14 protein-coding genes are annotated in these 13963 nt (G+C 62.6%); 10 read left to right on the top strand and 4 right to left on the bottom strand.

Annotated elements, in window-relative coordinates; all coding sequences use genetic code 11:
• The first annotated feature begins 268 nt into the window (after positions 1–268).
• Complete coding sequence (locus tag M2394_RS27260; RefSeq protein ID WP_176998819.1) at positions 269–1027, top strand: TetR/AcrR family transcriptional regulator; 759 nt, start codon at positions 269–271, stop codon at positions 1025–1027.
• 181 nt (positions 1028–1208) lie between these two features.
• Here the strand turns inward: M2394_RS27260 and M2394_RS27255 are convergent, their stop codons facing one another.
• Together M2394_RS27255 and M2394_RS27250 are read right to left on the bottom strand one after the other, a co-directional pair.
• Positions 1209–2267 (bottom strand): FUSC family protein, encoded by a 1059-nt coding sequence (locus M2394_RS27255; RefSeq protein ID WP_259175228.1) that lies wholly within the window; start codon positions 2265–2267, stop codon positions 1209–1211.
• A 151-nt stretch (positions 2268–2418) separates the two neighbouring features.
• On the bottom strand, positions 2419–4035 hold the full coding sequence (locus M2394_RS27250; RefSeq protein WP_259175227.1) for an NADP-dependent glyceraldehyde-3-phosphate dehydrogenase: 1617 nt from the start codon (positions 4033–4035) through the stop codon (positions 2419–2421).
• Between the two features lie 127 nt (positions 4036–4162).
• Between M2394_RS27250 and M2394_RS27245 the strand changes: the two genes are divergently transcribed.
• Entirely contained in the window at positions 4163–5038 is an 876-nt protein-coding gene (locus M2394_RS27245; RefSeq protein ID WP_178925815.1) for a Dyp-type peroxidase, read from the top strand.
• Between the two features lie 123 nt (positions 5039–5161).
• On the opposite strand, the gene M2394_RS27240 is transcribed toward M2394_RS27245, so the two are convergent.
• Positions 5162–5644: a winged helix-turn-helix domain-containing protein gene (locus tag M2394_RS27240; RefSeq protein ID WP_259175226.1), complete on the bottom strand. Its 483-nt coding sequence runs from the start codon at positions 5642–5644 to the stop codon at positions 5162–5164.
• A 703-nt stretch (positions 5645–6347) separates the two neighbouring features.
• Here M2394_RS27240 and M2394_RS27235 point away from each other — a divergent pair.
• The 7 genes from M2394_RS27235 to M2394_RS27205 all read left to right on the top strand — a co-directional run bounded on the left by M2394_RS27235 (position 6348) and on the right by M2394_RS27205 (position 12079).
• Complete coding sequence (locus tag M2394_RS27235; protein WP_016969018.1) at positions 6348–6509, top strand: hypothetical protein; 162 nt, start codon at positions 6348–6350, stop codon at positions 6507–6509.
• A gap of 122 nt (positions 6510–6631) precedes the next feature.
• The gene (locus M2394_RS27230; RefSeq protein ID WP_259175225.1) at positions 6632–7516 is read left to right on the top strand and encodes an FHA domain-containing protein; all 885 of its coding nucleotides are present in this window, start codon (positions 6632–6634) and stop codon (positions 7514–7516) included.
• A 64-nt stretch (positions 7517–7580) separates the two neighbouring features.
• Positions 7581–7937: a hypothetical protein gene (locus M2394_RS27225; RefSeq protein ID WP_178925818.1), complete on the top strand. Its 357-nt coding sequence runs from the start codon at positions 7581–7583 to the stop codon at positions 7935–7937.
• A complete protein-coding gene (locus tag M2394_RS27220; protein WP_370589118.1) occupies positions 7937–8272 on the top strand; it encodes a tetratricopeptide repeat protein in 336 nt (111 codons plus the stop codon). Before M2394_RS27225 ends, M2394_RS27220 begins: the two co-directional genes overlap by 1 nt.
• Positions 8269–10407, top strand: coding sequence for a type III secretion system export apparatus subunit SctV (gene sctV / locus M2394_RS27215; protein WP_259175223.1), 2139 nt, complete (start codon positions 8269–8271; stop codon positions 10405–10407). The genes M2394_RS27220 and sctV overlap by 4 nt, the downstream gene beginning before the upstream one ends.
• The gene (locus M2394_RS27210; protein ID WP_259175222.1) at positions 10404–11684 is read left to right on the top strand and encodes a type II and III secretion system protein family protein; all 1281 of its coding nucleotides are present in this window, start codon (positions 10404–10406) and stop codon (positions 11682–11684) included. The genes sctV and M2394_RS27210 overlap by 4 nt, the downstream gene beginning before the upstream one ends.
• A 14-nt stretch (positions 11685–11698) precedes the next feature.
• Entirely contained in the window at positions 11699–12079 is a 381-nt protein-coding gene (locus M2394_RS27205) for a hypothetical protein (RefSeq protein WP_259175221.1), read from the top strand.
• 503 nt (positions 12080–12582) lie between these two features.
• Here M2394_RS27205 and M2394_RS27200 read toward each other — a convergent pair.
• Positions 12583–13347, bottom strand: coding sequence for a tetratricopeptide repeat protein (locus M2394_RS27200; RefSeq protein WP_259175219.1), 765 nt, complete (start codon positions 13345–13347; stop codon positions 12583–12585).
• Positions 13348–13395: 48 nt separating this feature from the next.
• Here M2394_RS27200 and M2394_RS27195 point away from each other — a divergent pair, with 48 nt between their 5' ends.
• Positions 13396–13959, top strand: coding sequence for a type III secretion protein (locus M2394_RS27195; protein WP_178925769.1), 564 nt, complete (start codon positions 13396–13398; stop codon positions 13957–13959).
• The last annotated feature ends 4 nt before the right edge of the window (positions 13960–13963 follow it).

The following is a 13963-nucleotide window of genomic DNA, read 5'->3' as shown; positions in this document are numbered from 1 at the left end:
TTTATTTCTTGTTTTTAAAATATTGTTTGAATAGTAACCGCGTTCCAGGCGCTCCGCCAGCCATGGATGTAGAGCGGTTTTACCCTTTGAAATGATTTTTCCAGCGGTCGCTCCAGGGGGGCAAAAAAATGCCTCGGCTAGGGGCAATGTGCCCGTTTATACAGGCTTTTAGTAGTATGGCGCAGTGTCACTACTTGCTTTCGAAAGGCCGCCCCGGTATAAAAAATCAAATTATTTTTTAAAACAATATTTCCCACGTGGAACCCCTATGGTCGCGAAGAAACTCAGCGCTCCAAACGTTACCAAGACTCGACTGCTGGATGCGACAGAGGCTCTCTTCATCAAATACGGCTATGACGCCGTGCTGCTCCGGCAGATTACCGAGCGTGCCCAGGTGAACCTGGCCGCCGTGAATTACCACTTCGGGGACAAGGATTCCCTGATGAAAACCCTATTGATGCAACGCCTGGAGCCGCTCAACGAGCAGCGCCTGGAGTTGCTCGCGCGTTGCGAAGCCGAATCCGACGGCCCGCTCGATTGCGACACCTTGCTCGGCGTGCTGTTTGCCCCGGCCATGGGCCTGGAGCGCAGCGACCCGGCCAGCGCCAGTGGGGAAGGGCGCTCGTTCATCCGGTTCTTGGGCCGGGTCTACAGCGACACATCGCCGTTTATCCAGGAATACCTCAAGGTGCATTACCAGCCGGTGTTCCAGCGTTTCTTCGAAGCCTTTGCCCTGGCCTTGCCGGACTTGCCGCGCAATGAGCTGGGCGTGCGCCTGCAATTTGCCCTCAAGGCGATTTCCGGGGTAATGGCGGGCACTGAACTGCGCCTGCTGATGAACTCCATGAGCCTGGGCCGTCCGGCGACGGATGCCGAAGTCATGGCCAAGTTGATCACCCTGGTGTCGGCGGCGATTCGTGTGCCGCAGCAGAGCCCGGAGGCCGAGAATGCCTTGGCCAAGGTGCTGGACACTCAGCGGGCCATTCGTGAACAGGCCAATGAACCAGCGGCCAAGGCCTCGCGCTAGCTCAAATCCCAGGCAAAAAAAAACCCGCTGGGGCGGCGGGTTTGATGTGAAGCATTTGTAACGGATGAGGCTTCACACTACGGCTCGCGATGTGAATAAAACGTGAAAAGTTTGTAAGGCAAAGTGTGAAAACGTCGAGATGTGTAAACGTTTCTGAGTTTTTCCATTGCGCCGGTCGAATTCAGATTTTCCAGCGGCCGGCGCTCTTCGCCAGGCGCTGGCGCATCGCGTCCACGTTCTGTGCCAGTTGCACGGTCAACAAGCGATAACCATCCAAAGCGCTATAAACCGGCGCGTCCAGCGCGGGTTCTGCCCCGATGTGGCTGGGACGCTCCAACCGCTCCGTCACCCCCGACTTCAACGCCCGTGCCATCCCCACCAATTGCACGCGGATCTGCCGGTGCTCGGCCTTCAACATCACTTGCATCCGCGCGCTCGCCTGCTCGTCACGCGGGTCCGGCCGCGTGTTGCCCAGAATCTCCAGGGTGCTGATGCACATGCGCAGGTGCCGCTGGATCGCATCCAGCTCGGTCATGGAAATGCGCACTTCCTTGGACACCGACGGCATCAGCGAGCGCAATTGCAGCATCGCCGCGTTGAGGCGGTTCATCAGCTTGAGGTGCTCGTCATCGGTGACCGACCGCCCGCTGATGATCCGGCTGTAGATCTCGGCGCAGTCACGCAACGCGCTGGCCAGGTTGTAGCGCCACGAGTACACCGCATACAGCGGCAGGGCGAAGGAGAAGGCCAGTGCCAGCACAATACCGATCAGGATGTCCACGGTACGCCACAGGCCATCGGAGATCGGATTGTCCCCGTGGCCTGCGACGATAAACACCGTGATCGCCGACAGCAACGCGATGTACCCGCCCTTGCCGATGGCGTGATAGGAAAAAAAACCGCACACCACCGACATCAACAGGTAGGTCAAGAGCGGCTGGCCGAAGTAAGCCTGTTGCAGCACCAACAACAAACCGACGCTGGCGCCGATCAAGGTACCGTAGGCGCGCTCCACGGCTTTCTTGCCGATGTTGCCGTGGTGCTGCAGGCCGCCGATCACGATCAGCATGGTCACCGACGCCCATTCCCCGTGGGGCAGGTTGATGCCGGTGGTCAGCAGGATCGTCGCCAGCAAGCCAATGGACACGCGCACGGCGTGGATCAACTTGGCGTGGCGGTAGCGGCGGTAGGGGTCGAGCAGGGGGCGCAGCAGGCGCCGGGCAAACAAGGGCAGGTTCATCGCTAATAAAAGGGCCTCGGTTCCAGGGCTGTACACAAACACGTGTGGGAGCGGGCTTGCTCGCGAAAGCGGTGGTTCAGTCACTGATGTATCGAATGACACTCTGCCTTCGCGAGCAAGCCCGCTCCCACATTTTTGATCGGCGTAGTTCTCAGAAAATGTAGTCAGTGGTCAGGAAGCTCGAATCACGGTTGCGCAGGATGTCGCTGACCAGCGCCTTGTTGCTCTCCTGGAACTTGGTCGCCACCAGCGTGCGGATCGAGAACACCCGCAACGCGTCATGCACCGACAACGTCCCCTCGGCCGAATTCTTGCGCCCGTTGAACGGGAAGGTGTCCGGCCCGCGCTGGCACTGGGCATTGATGTTGATGCGGCCGACCTGGTTGGCGAAGGTATCGACCAGGCGCCCGACTTCCACGGCGTTGGTGCCGAAGAGACTCAGCTGTTGGCCGAAGTCCGAGTCCAGCACGTACTCGATCACGGTTTCCAGGTCGCGGTACGGCACGATGGGCACCACCGGGCCGAACTGTTCTTCGTGGTACACGCGCATCTGCGGGTTCACCGGGTACAACACTGCCGGATAGAAGAACGACCCACGGCTCTCGGCGCCATGCTCATTCACCACCTTGGCGCCGTGCTGCGCGGCATCCGCCACCAGCCCGTTGAGGTAATCCACCTTGCCCACTTCGGGCAAGGGCGTCAGCGCCACGCCGTCTTCCCACGGCATGCCGGGTTTGAGCGTGGCCACCTTCTTGTTGAATTTGTCGATAAAGCTGTCGACCACGGCTTCATGCACAAACAGGATTTTCAGCGCGGTGCAACGCTGGCCGTTGAACGACAGTGAACCGGTAACGGCTTCGCTCACCGCGTTGTCCAGGTCCACTTCAGGCAGCACGATGCCAGGGTTTTTCGCGTCCAGGCCAAGGGCAGCACGTAAACGGTGTGGCTTGGGGTGCAGCTTTTTCAAATCACTGGCGGCCTTGTTGGTGCCAATGAACGCAAAGATATCGATCTTGCCGCTGGCCATCAGTGCGCTGACGGTTTCGCGGCCGCTGCCGTAGATCACGTTGATCACCCCGGCCGGGAAGCTGTCTCGGAACGCCTCCAGCAACGGGCGGATCAGCAGCACGCCGAGCTTGGCCGGCTTGAACACCACGGTGTTGCCCATGATCAGCGCCGGGATCAACGTGGTGAAGGTTTCGTTGAGCGGGTAGTTGTAAGGGCCCATGCACAACGCCACGCCCAGCGGCACGCGGCGGATCTGGCCGAGGGTGTCCTGCTCCAGCTCGAAACGGCTGCTGCGGCGGTCGAGTTCCTTGAGGGCATTGATGGTGTCGGTGATGTAGTCGCAGGTGCGGTCGAATTCTTTCTGCGAGTCCTTGAGGTTCTTGCCGATCTCCCACATCAGCAGCTTGACCACCGCTTCGCGCTGTTCACGCATGCGCCGCAGGAAGGCTTCGACATGCTGGATCCGGTCAGCCACGCGCATCGTCGGCCATTCACCCTGGCCCCGGTCGTAGGCGCGCACGGCGGCGTCCAGGGCGGTGAGGGCGGTGTCGGCGTCCAGCAGCGGTGTGCTGCCAATGTGTACGCGCTCTTCACCGAATTGCACCGGGCTTTGTACCCGGGCCAAGGGGCCGTTCCACACGTGCAACTGGCCATCGACCAGGTAATCCCGTTGTTCAATGGGCGCTCCGAGCTGGAATTGCGCGGGAATCTCGTCGGCGGTGGCGGGAAACAGCTGGGCGAGCAGGTTGCTGGTGGTCATGTCGCTACCCCTGGAATAGTTGCAAAACATGACTAGAGAGTCACCCAACAACAGGCTCTATGGCAAGGCTTGCGCGCTTTCTTCTACGCCTGCGGGTAAACTGCGCGGCTTTTCAGAAGGAGTTCACATGAGTCAGTACCAGCCGGGCATTCTTGCCGCACCGGTGCCGTTGCAGGCACGCCATCTGTTTTTTTCCGTGGAAAGCCTGGCCGCTGTGCCCGCAGCGCTGGACGCCCTGGTGCAGTTGGCCGATTCGGCGGCGGTGGTCGGTTTCGGTGAGCCGCTGGTAAACGCTTTGGGTGTTCACATTGATGGCCTGCGCCCATTCCCGGCCGTCAGCGGCCCGGGCGCGCACAACCCGTCGACGCAGCAGGCGTTGTGGGTGTGGTTGCACGGTGTGGATCGCGGTGAACTGCTGTTGCGCAGCCGCGCGTTTGAAAAAGCACTGGCCCCGGCGTTTCGCCTGGTACAGATGACTGAAGGCTTCCGCTACAAGACCGGCTTTGACCTGACCGACTACGAAGACGGCACCGAAAACCCCCACGACGACGCCGCCGTCGAAGCCGCCCTGACCGACAGCGGCGCCAGCTTCGCCGCGATCCAGCAGTGGCAGCACGACCTCGACGGTTTTGCTGCGCTGCCGGCTCAGGAGCGCGACCACATCATCGGCCGTCGCCATGGCGACAACGAAGAGCTGGACGACGCCCCGGCGTCCGCCCACACCAAACGCACCGCCCAGGAAAGCTTCACCCCGGAAGCCTTCGTGGTACGCCGTTCGATGCCCTGGGCCGAGAACGGCCAGGCCGGGTTGATGTTCCTCGCGTTCGGCCACTCCTTCGACGCCTTCGAAGCACAACTGCGCCGCATGAGCGGCCTGGAAGACGGGATTGTCGATGGCCTGTACCGCATCAGCACACCGTTGACCGGTGGCTACTACTGGTGCCCGCCGATCAAGGACGGGCACCTGGACCTGAGCGCACTCGCCCTCGCGTCGCACCGATAAACCCGTAGGAGCCGGCTTGCCAGCGATGGCGGTGCGTCAGCTTGCATCGCTGCAACGGATAGACCGCAATCGCCGGCAAGCCGGCTCCTACAGTGGGCGCGTCGTGCCCCCCCATCCTCTTGATCAGCTGTTCTGCCTATCCCCATGCGCCGCCTGGCGCTGCGCGAACAGCGGCATCATCCCGGCGCCCCGGCAGTGGCGGCAGCCATACACCCCCAGCACCACCGGCTCCTTGACCACAGGTTTGGGCGCAGGCGCCTGTTCGAACCAGGTGGGCGCGACGAAGCGATAACCCTGGCCCGGCGCCGTGGCGATGTAGAACGAATCGTCGTCGTTCAGGGCGCGGCGCAGGGTCTTGATCTGGGTGCGCAGGTTGCATTCTTCCACCACCAGCTTGGGCCAGGCGATGTCCAGCAGTTCGGTTTTCTCCAGCAGTTGGCCGGGCCGCGAGGCGAGGGCGATGAGCAAGGTCAGGGCGCGGTTGCCCAGGGCCACGGGATGCCCGTGCTTGAGCAGCAGATGACGTTGGGGCAGCAGGCGGAACGGGCCGAAGTGGATCTCGAAGGAAGCGTCATCGGTGAGGTAGCTGCGGGTCGGGTACGTCATGTCATTTAACCTTTAGGCGTTGGAATCACAGCCCGGTGCGGCTCCCTTTTGCGCCGGGTTGCAGGGGAGGGTCAGGTCTTGATTGCAGGGATCGGATAGGCACTCATGGATCACCTGGAAGTTCTTTCATATAGCAATGCCTGCGAACTAAGGGGTTTGGCTATTAGTGCAACTGTACTAATTCGTTTGGGGAAATTAGTTGCCAACGCGGTTTAAGGTCACTCGCGCCGAGCTATCAAACGCGATCATTAAGTCGCTTTTGTTACAAATGGAAATATCTGGAAAGTTGGGCAAAGGGCTATTAGCGAAAAATGTGAAGTTGTCCCGAAAAAAGTTGTGAAGGTGTGACCTGTCAGTCACTTCGGTGCGGGGTGGGTGGGCAGCAAGGCTCGATGAGTCGGGGTGAGAGCCCCGTAAACAGGGGGCTCTGTCGTGTCTTGAATTTTTTATAAAAGTTCCATGACCTGAAGGCGGTGAATTTTTCTCAACGCCAGGTTGAGCCAAACCTTTCACACGGCGTATCTGAAACGTTTCACAAGCTTTCACAGCGAAGGCGTTTTGATCCTGAGTAGTATGGATCCCATGCAAACCAACGGCGGTTCGAAAGCTCACTGTCTGACGTTTTGGGCATTCACCGGTTTGCATACTTTCAGCTTGCTGTTGCGCAACTGAATAACTTCCCTATCGATGCAAGGAGATGAACATGGCTGATGTCCCACCAGTAAAAGCAGGCGGCGCCGACGACGCTATCGCGAAGATGGAAGCGACCTTCAACATGGCTATCGAGAAGTCGGCCAAGATCACCGAAATCAGCACCGCGAAAAAAGCGGAGCTCGACGCCACTAAACAGCGTCCGCAGAACTGATTCGCCAAAACGGGCGGCGCCGGCGCTGCCCGTTTACCTCCTGATTGTTGACCCCGTTGCACCGTTGTTGATCGGCACAGGCGTGCCTGCGGCCTGTGATTCTCAAGGGGGCAAACCCGAACATGACAGCCTTGATTTCTTTGGGCCCGGTCGCCGGTATTGGCGCGCCGACCCTGACAGTGACCGGCGGTTTGCACCAGGGCAGTTCCCTGGTGCTCGACCAGCCGGTCTATACCATCGGCGCCGACCTGGCGGCCGATCTCGTACTCAGCGATCCCGGCATTGCCGGCCTGCACCTGCGCCTGCGTTTCGAAGGCGGGCAAGTGGCGGTCGAAGCCCTGGGTGGCGAGGTGCTGATCGCCGGTCTGGTGCGTATCCCCCAGGGCAGCGGCCATCGCGCGCGACTGCCCTTGCAGCTGCGCATTGGTGCGGCAGGCGTGAGCCTGGCATTGCCGGCGGGCGCAGAACAACCTGTGGCCGCACCGCGCAAGTGGACGCCGTGGATCGTCGCCACGGCGTTGCTGTTCATTTGCGCGGGCGCGTTGGCGTTTCGCAGCGAAGCGCCGGTGATCCCCGCAGCCGCCGTGGCCGAAACGCCGCTGGTGAAAAAACCTTCCCGCGAGCAGGCCAAAACCTGGCTTGAACAGCAACTGCTGGCGGCCCATCTGGACGGCATCAAGGTCAGCAACGGCAACGGCCAGCTCAGCGCCGTGGGCACCTTCGAGCAATCCCAGAAGCCGCAGTGGCTGGCCTTGCAACAAGCCTTTGACCAGCGTTACGGCCAGCAAGTGGTGCTCAACCCCCGGGTGACCGCGCGCGCGGATGCCGCGCGGCCGCGTGTGCGGTTCCAGGCCGTGTGGTTCGGCACCAATCCCTATGTGATCAACGACAGCGGCAAGCGCCTGTACCCCGGCGCGGCACTGGCGGACAACTGGGTGCTGGAGCGCATCGAGAACAACCAAGTGATTCTCGCCCGAGGCGAGGAGCGCTTTACCTTCACGTTATGAGCCTGCCCATGGAATGCACACGATCCAACCGTAGGAGCGCCCTACGCCCAATACGAGCCCATGCATGAAAGTCGAACCCCGCCCGCTCATCCAAAGTGACGTACGCAGCGCCCCCGTCGAAGCCATTCGCCCGGTCAGTTCGCGCCAGGCGACCGCGTTCGAAGCGGTCCTCAAGACCCGCAAGACCCAGACCCGCCGCTCCCTGCGCAGTGACCTTGAAGCACTCACCAGCGCTGCCGGCGTCGACTCGCTGCTGTTCGGCAGCGCACGTTCCCTGGAGCTGCTGGAGCATGTGATGGAACACATCCTGCCCACCCTGGACGCCGAGCCGCACATCAAGGAACTGGCCACCGAGTTGATCGGCGAAGAGATCGAGATGCGCCGCAACCTCGAACAGCAACGCTCGGAGGTGCATGCCTGATGGCCCGCGATAACGACGACGCCGTGCAACTGCTCAAGGGCATTGGCGAGCTGTACCGCCGCAATGGCCAGTCCCAGCGTGCCCTGGTGATGTTGCTGATCGCCGTCAGTGTCGCGCCCCACGACGGCGTGCTGCTGCGTTCGTTGGTACTGGCGTTCACCGACAGCGGCGACGCCACCCGTGCGTTGGGCGCCCTGGACCGTCTGGTCGCCCTGGAAGGCGAATCCGCCAGCCTGTTGCTGCTGCGCGCCCGCGCGCTGTGGTACGGCGAGCGCAAGGACGAAGCGCGCCAATGCTTCAAACGCTACCTGGCCGCACGCAGGGCTGGCGCATGAGTGCACTCAACCGCCTGAACAACCTGGCCCGCCTCGCGGCCCAGCGTACTGACGTGATCATTGTCGCCTTTATGCTGATGGCGATTGTGATGATGATCATCCCGCTGCCCACTTACCTGGTGGATGCGTTGATCGGCCTCAACATTGCCCTGAGCATCCTGATCCTCATCGTCGCGTTCTACATCGGCCATTCCGTGGAGTTCTCCGCGCTGCCGCCGCTGATCCTGCTCAGCACGCTGTTCCGCTTGTCGCTGTCGATCACCACCACGCGCTTGATCCTGCTGCACGGCGACGCCGGCCACATCGTCAAGGCCTTCGGCGACTTCGTGATCGCAGGCCAAGTGGTGGTGGGCATGGTGGTGTTCCTGATCATCACCGTGGCGCAGTTCGTGGTGATCACCAAGGGCGCCGAGCGCGTGGCGGAAGTGGCCGCGCGCTTCACCCTGGACGCGATGCCCGGCAAACAGATGAGCATCGACAACGACCTGCGCAACGGCGATATCGACCAGGCCGAAGCCCGTCGTCGTCGCTCACGCCTGGAGCGTGAAAGCCAGATGTTCGGCGCGATGGACGGCGCCATGAAATTCGTCAAAGGCGATGCCATCGCCGGCCTGGTGATCCTTGCGGTCAACCTGCTGGGCGGCATGCTGATCGGCATGATCGAGCGCGACATGCCCTTTGGCGTGGCGGTGCACACCTACTCGCTGTTGACCGTGGGTGATGGCCTGATCGCACAGATCCCGGCGCTGCTGATTTCGGTGGCGGCGGGCACGGTGGTGACCCGTGTGAACAGCGACGGCGAAGCCGGCGACCTGGGTAGCGAGATCATCAAACAACTCGGTGCCAGCTACCGTGCGCTGGGGTTGACCGCGCTGATCATGATCGGCGTGAGCCTGTTGCCGGGCTTCCCGACGTGGGTGTTCATTGGTTTATCGGCGGTGTTTGGTGGCGCAGCGTTCGTGATGTATCGCCGTCACAATCGCCAGCCCGAGGACGAGGTGCAGGTGCTGGCCGAGGCGCCGGAACCGGTGGCCGACGTGCAAGCCGAACTGGACGACAACCTGCTGCCCGACACCCGCGTGCTGCTCACTCTTGGCAGCGGCTTGTCCCAGAGTGCGCCGCGCCAGTTGCTGCGCCAGCGGGTCGAGGCGTTGTGTCACGACATTCGCACCGACCTGGGCGTGGATGTGCCGGTGCCGGGCATCTACATGGAAGCCAAGGCCACGCCCGGCAGCTTCCGCGTGTCCCTGGAAGGCGTGCCGGTGAGCGAAGGCGAGTTGCCGATCAACTGCCTGCTGCTGCAGGACGACCCGGTGCATGTACAGTTGCTGGACATCGCCACCGAGCAGGCCGACTCGCCGCTCAACGGCCGCAGCGCGCACTGGATGGAACGCCAGCACGAAGACACCTTGCGCAACGCCGGTATCGGTTTCCTGTTGCCCGATGAAGTGCTGCGCGGTGTGCTTGAACGCAGCCTGCGCCGCTACGCCGCAGACTTCCTCGGTATCCAGGAAACCCGCTTGCTGCTGGAGCGCACCGAAGCCACCTACGGCGAACTGGTCAAGGAAGCCTTGCGCCTTGTGCCTCTGCAACGGGTGGCCGAAACCCTGCGCTTGCTGGTGGGCGAAGGCGTGTCGATCCGTAACCAGCGCGCGTTGCTCGAAGCCATGGTGGAGTGGGGCGCCCGCGAAACCGACGCCGGGCGCCTGACCGAACACCTGCGTGCCGCACTGGCGCGGCAGATCAGCCATCAGTACGCCGACCGCAACCGCGTCATCGGGGCATTGGTCTTGGCGCCGGGCCTGGAAGACCAGTTGCGCGCGTCCCTGCGCCGCCAGGAGCCCCAGCGTGAATTGATCCCCGAAGACATCAGCCGCGCGTTGCTCGCCCAGTTGCGCCAGGCCTGCGAGAACACCCGTGAGGTCAACAGCGCGGTGTTGCTGGTGCACCCGGAACTGCGCCGCAGCCTGCGTCGTCTGGTGCTGCGCGGCGAGCTGGACCTGGCGGTGCTGTCGTTCCGCGAGTTGGCCACCGAGTACAACCTGCAAGCGCTGGTGACCATCAGCCTCACCGATATTTCCAACCGTCGCGCGCCTGCCGCGGCTTCCGTCACTTCCCTGGCGTCTGCCTCATGATGCGTTTTTGTGTGCTGTTGTTCGCGTTGATTTGCACTGCCAGCCAGGCTCAGGAAATTGCCGCCGGCGCCGGGGGCACCCTTAACCTGGCGTCCGGTGAAGGGCGCATCCTGCACTTTGTGGCACCGGTGGATTCGGTGCTGGTGGCCGAGCCGAACGTGGCCGACCTGCAAGTGGTGTCCCCGGGTACGCTCTACATCTTCGGCAAGGCACCGGGCAATACCAGCCTGATCGCCTTGGGCAACGACGGCAAACAACTGGCCAGCCTGACCTTGTCGGTCAGCAGCGGCACCCAGGCGGTGACGGCGCCGATGCAGGAACTGCACCCCGGCAATGGCGCGCAGATCACCGGTGCTGGTAACCGCCTGATCGCCAAGGGCACCGTAGGTTCGGTGGCCGAAGCCACTGACCTCAACGCGCTGCTCAACCCCCAGGGCCAGGGCTTTCAAAGCGCGATCAACACCACCGAATACACCGGCGCAGCCCAGGTGAACCTGCGCGTGCGGTTTGCCGAAGTGTCGCGCTCGGAACTGCTGCACTACGGCGTGAACTGGAACGCAATGTTCAACAACGGCACGTTCTCGTTTGGCCTGATCACCGGTGGCCCGTTGGCGGCCGCGACAGCGGGTGGCCTGGCGACGGCGGGCACCGGCTCCGGCAATGTGAACATCGACGGCATGCTCGACGCGCTGCAGGCCAACGGCATTCTGCAGATCCTCGCCGAACCGAATATCACCGCCATGACCGGCCAGACCGCCAGCTTCCTCGCGGGTGGCGAAGTGGCGATCCCGGTGCCGGTCAACCGTGACCTGGTGGGCATCGAATACAAGTCGTTCGGGGTGTCGCTGCTGTTCAACCCGACCTTGCTGCCCAACGGCCGCATCGCCCTGCAAGTGCGCCCTGAGGTCAGCAGCGTGGTCAGCGGCGGCACCGTGGACTTCGGCAACTTCCACGTGCCGTCCTTCAGCGTGCGCCGTGCCGATACGCGGGTAGAAGTCGGCAGCGGGCAGACCTTTGCCATCGCCGGCCTGTTCCAGCGTGAAAGCAGCCAGGATATCGAGAAACTGCCGTTGCTGGGCGACCTGCCGATCCTGGGCAACCTGTTCCGCTCCAAGCGCTTCCAGCGCAATGAAACCGAACTGGTGATTTTGATCACGCCTTACCTCGTGGAGCCGGTGCGCGGTCGCACCCTCGCCACGCCCCTGGACGCCCAACCGGCTACCGCAGCGGCCACCGGACCGCGCAGCGGCGGGGCGTTCGGTTTCTACATGAATTGATGAGGGGGCCTGCGATGACTGCTTTGCGTGTGTTGATGCTGTTGCCCCTGGCGCTGATGGGCTGCCAGACCCACTTGGCGCCGGCGTATTACTCCTCCGAATACCGGGCGGATGGTTTGCCGACGCAATGTCAGCAGCCGCCGGCGACGGACACCGTTGGCCTGGGCGAGGATTTCAAGCCGAAGCTGGCGTTGGGGTGTGCGAATAATTTGAATCTGATGCAGATGGTTGAGCGCAAGCAGGACCTGACCCAGGGCCGTGCGACGGGCCCGGCCATGGCGGCGCCGGTTGGGCGGGCGGCGCAGGTGTATATCGAGGGGTTTGATCGTGAGCAGTTGCAGCGGCGCAAGGATCAGCAAGAGGCCAAGGCTGGTGCAGCGGGGGGGCAACAATGACCTCCTTTTCTGGCACCCGGTATCTTTCTGATTCCCCACATCCCAACTGTGGGAGCTGGCTTGCCTGCGATGGCGCCCATCCAGCCACCCCAACGCTACCTGACACCCTGCATACCAACTGTGGGAGCGGGCTTGCTCGCGAAAGCTGTGTGTCAGGCGCTAGAGGTTTTGGAGTGGAGTACATATCCATTGCTGCGGTAACGGCCACTTATGGTTCCGCTCGTACAGCGGGTCACTTTTGGAAAGGCCGGAAGCCGGCCCAGCCAAAAGTAACCAAAAGGCCTTCGCCCCACCACTCGGCACCTCGCCTAGGCTCGGTGTTCCCTCACTCCGGCTTGAATCCGTGGGCCGCCGTCATGGGCCATCCCTGGCCCAGGACGGCTAACCCGGCGTCCTGCCGGGTTACCCACGGATTCAAGCCTGCGTTCGGCCAGCGTGGTTTTATGGGGCGACTGAGATCAAAAGCAGATCAAGAGCCAGATCAAAAGCAATTTTGTGTTGTGTCAGTTGGGGGCTACCAACCCCAGTTCTTTCGCCTGCGCCACCGGGTCGCTGATGGCCTTGATGCGTTTCGCTTCCGTCACCAATCGCTCACGCTCGGCAGCGGGGATATCGTCCAGCGGCAGTGTGGCAATGCGCTGTTCGTACCCGGCCAGTACCATCACCAGCAGCACATTGCGCTGGTGCCGGGGCAGGGCGCGGGGGGATTGGGTGACGGGGGCGATGGCGTCCAGTGCTTGTTGCGATTGCCCACCGAGGGCGTAGGCCAGGGCCAGGTTGCAGCGGTTGTCGAGGTCGTCGGGCTTGAGGCTCAGGCTCTTGGCGAAAGCGGTTCGCGCGGCAGCGGCCTGGCCATTGAGGACGTGCGCGACGCCCAGGCGGGTGTAGGCCACCGGCAGGCCGCCGAGGTCTGCGGCTTGGCTCAGGGCCGTGACGGCGCGCTGGGTCTTGCCCAGTTGCAATTGCGCAGTGCCCAGGCCGAGCAGGGCGTCGGCGTTGCGGGCGTCGAAACCCAGGGCTTGCTGGAAGGCGCGTTCGGCGCCGAGGGCGTCCTTGGCGTCGAGTTTGGCCTGGCCAAGTTTGAGCCACAGCTCGATGCCGGCCCCCGGTTGCTGGGTCGCACGCTCGTACAATGCGGCTGCGCTGGCGTAGTCGCCACGCTTGCTCAGGTCGCCCGCCAGTTGCAGCGACTTGTCGGCATCGGTCGCAGGTTTGCTGGAGCAGGCAGCCAAAAGCAGGGTACTGGCGAGCAAAAAGTTCTTGGACATCGTCACGACTCGTTGGGCGAAGGCGGACGCCATGTAAGCATATTTTTGATGGCCGTCCTATGCCTGTTCGGCAGCAGTTTGGCCCGTGCTGCCGAAGAGCCGGCGTGGTTCTCCCAACCCTATGCCTACGTACTGGTGGACCAGGATGTGCGCAGCGCCCTGGAAGAATTCGGCCACAACCTCGACGTGCCGCTGGTGCTCTCCGACAAGGTGCGCGGCAAGGCCCGCAGCACCATTCGCGCGGCCACCGCCGGTGAGTTCCTGCAGACCCTGTGCAGCACCAACGGCCTGACCTGGTACTTCGACGGCAACCTGCTGTACCTCAACACCAGCGATGAGATCACCACCAAGCTGTTCAAGGCCAGTGCCCTGAACCTGGACCAGTTGCAGGCCTACCTCAACAGCCTGGACGTGTTCGGCCAGCAGCTGTCGATGCGCAACGGCCCCGAGGGCGATGAAGTGTTCGTGTCCGGCCCACCGCCCTACCTGGCGTTGGTGCAGCAGCATGTGGATCACCTGCAACCCACGGTCGTGGCCGCCCCGGTGGCGCGCGAGCGCGGTGTGCGGGTGTTCCGTGGCGCGCAAGTCAGTACCGAAACCCCAACCCAGTAAAGGA

The organism is Pseudomonas sp. BIGb0164 (assembly GCF_024810135.1).
In the GTDB taxonomy this organism is placed as follows: domain Bacteria; phylum Pseudomonadota; class Gammaproteobacteria; order Pseudomonadales; family Pseudomonadaceae; genus Aquipseudomonas.
Note: the sequence above shows the minus strand (reverse complement) of the source record. Positions and strands in the feature narration are given on the sequence as shown.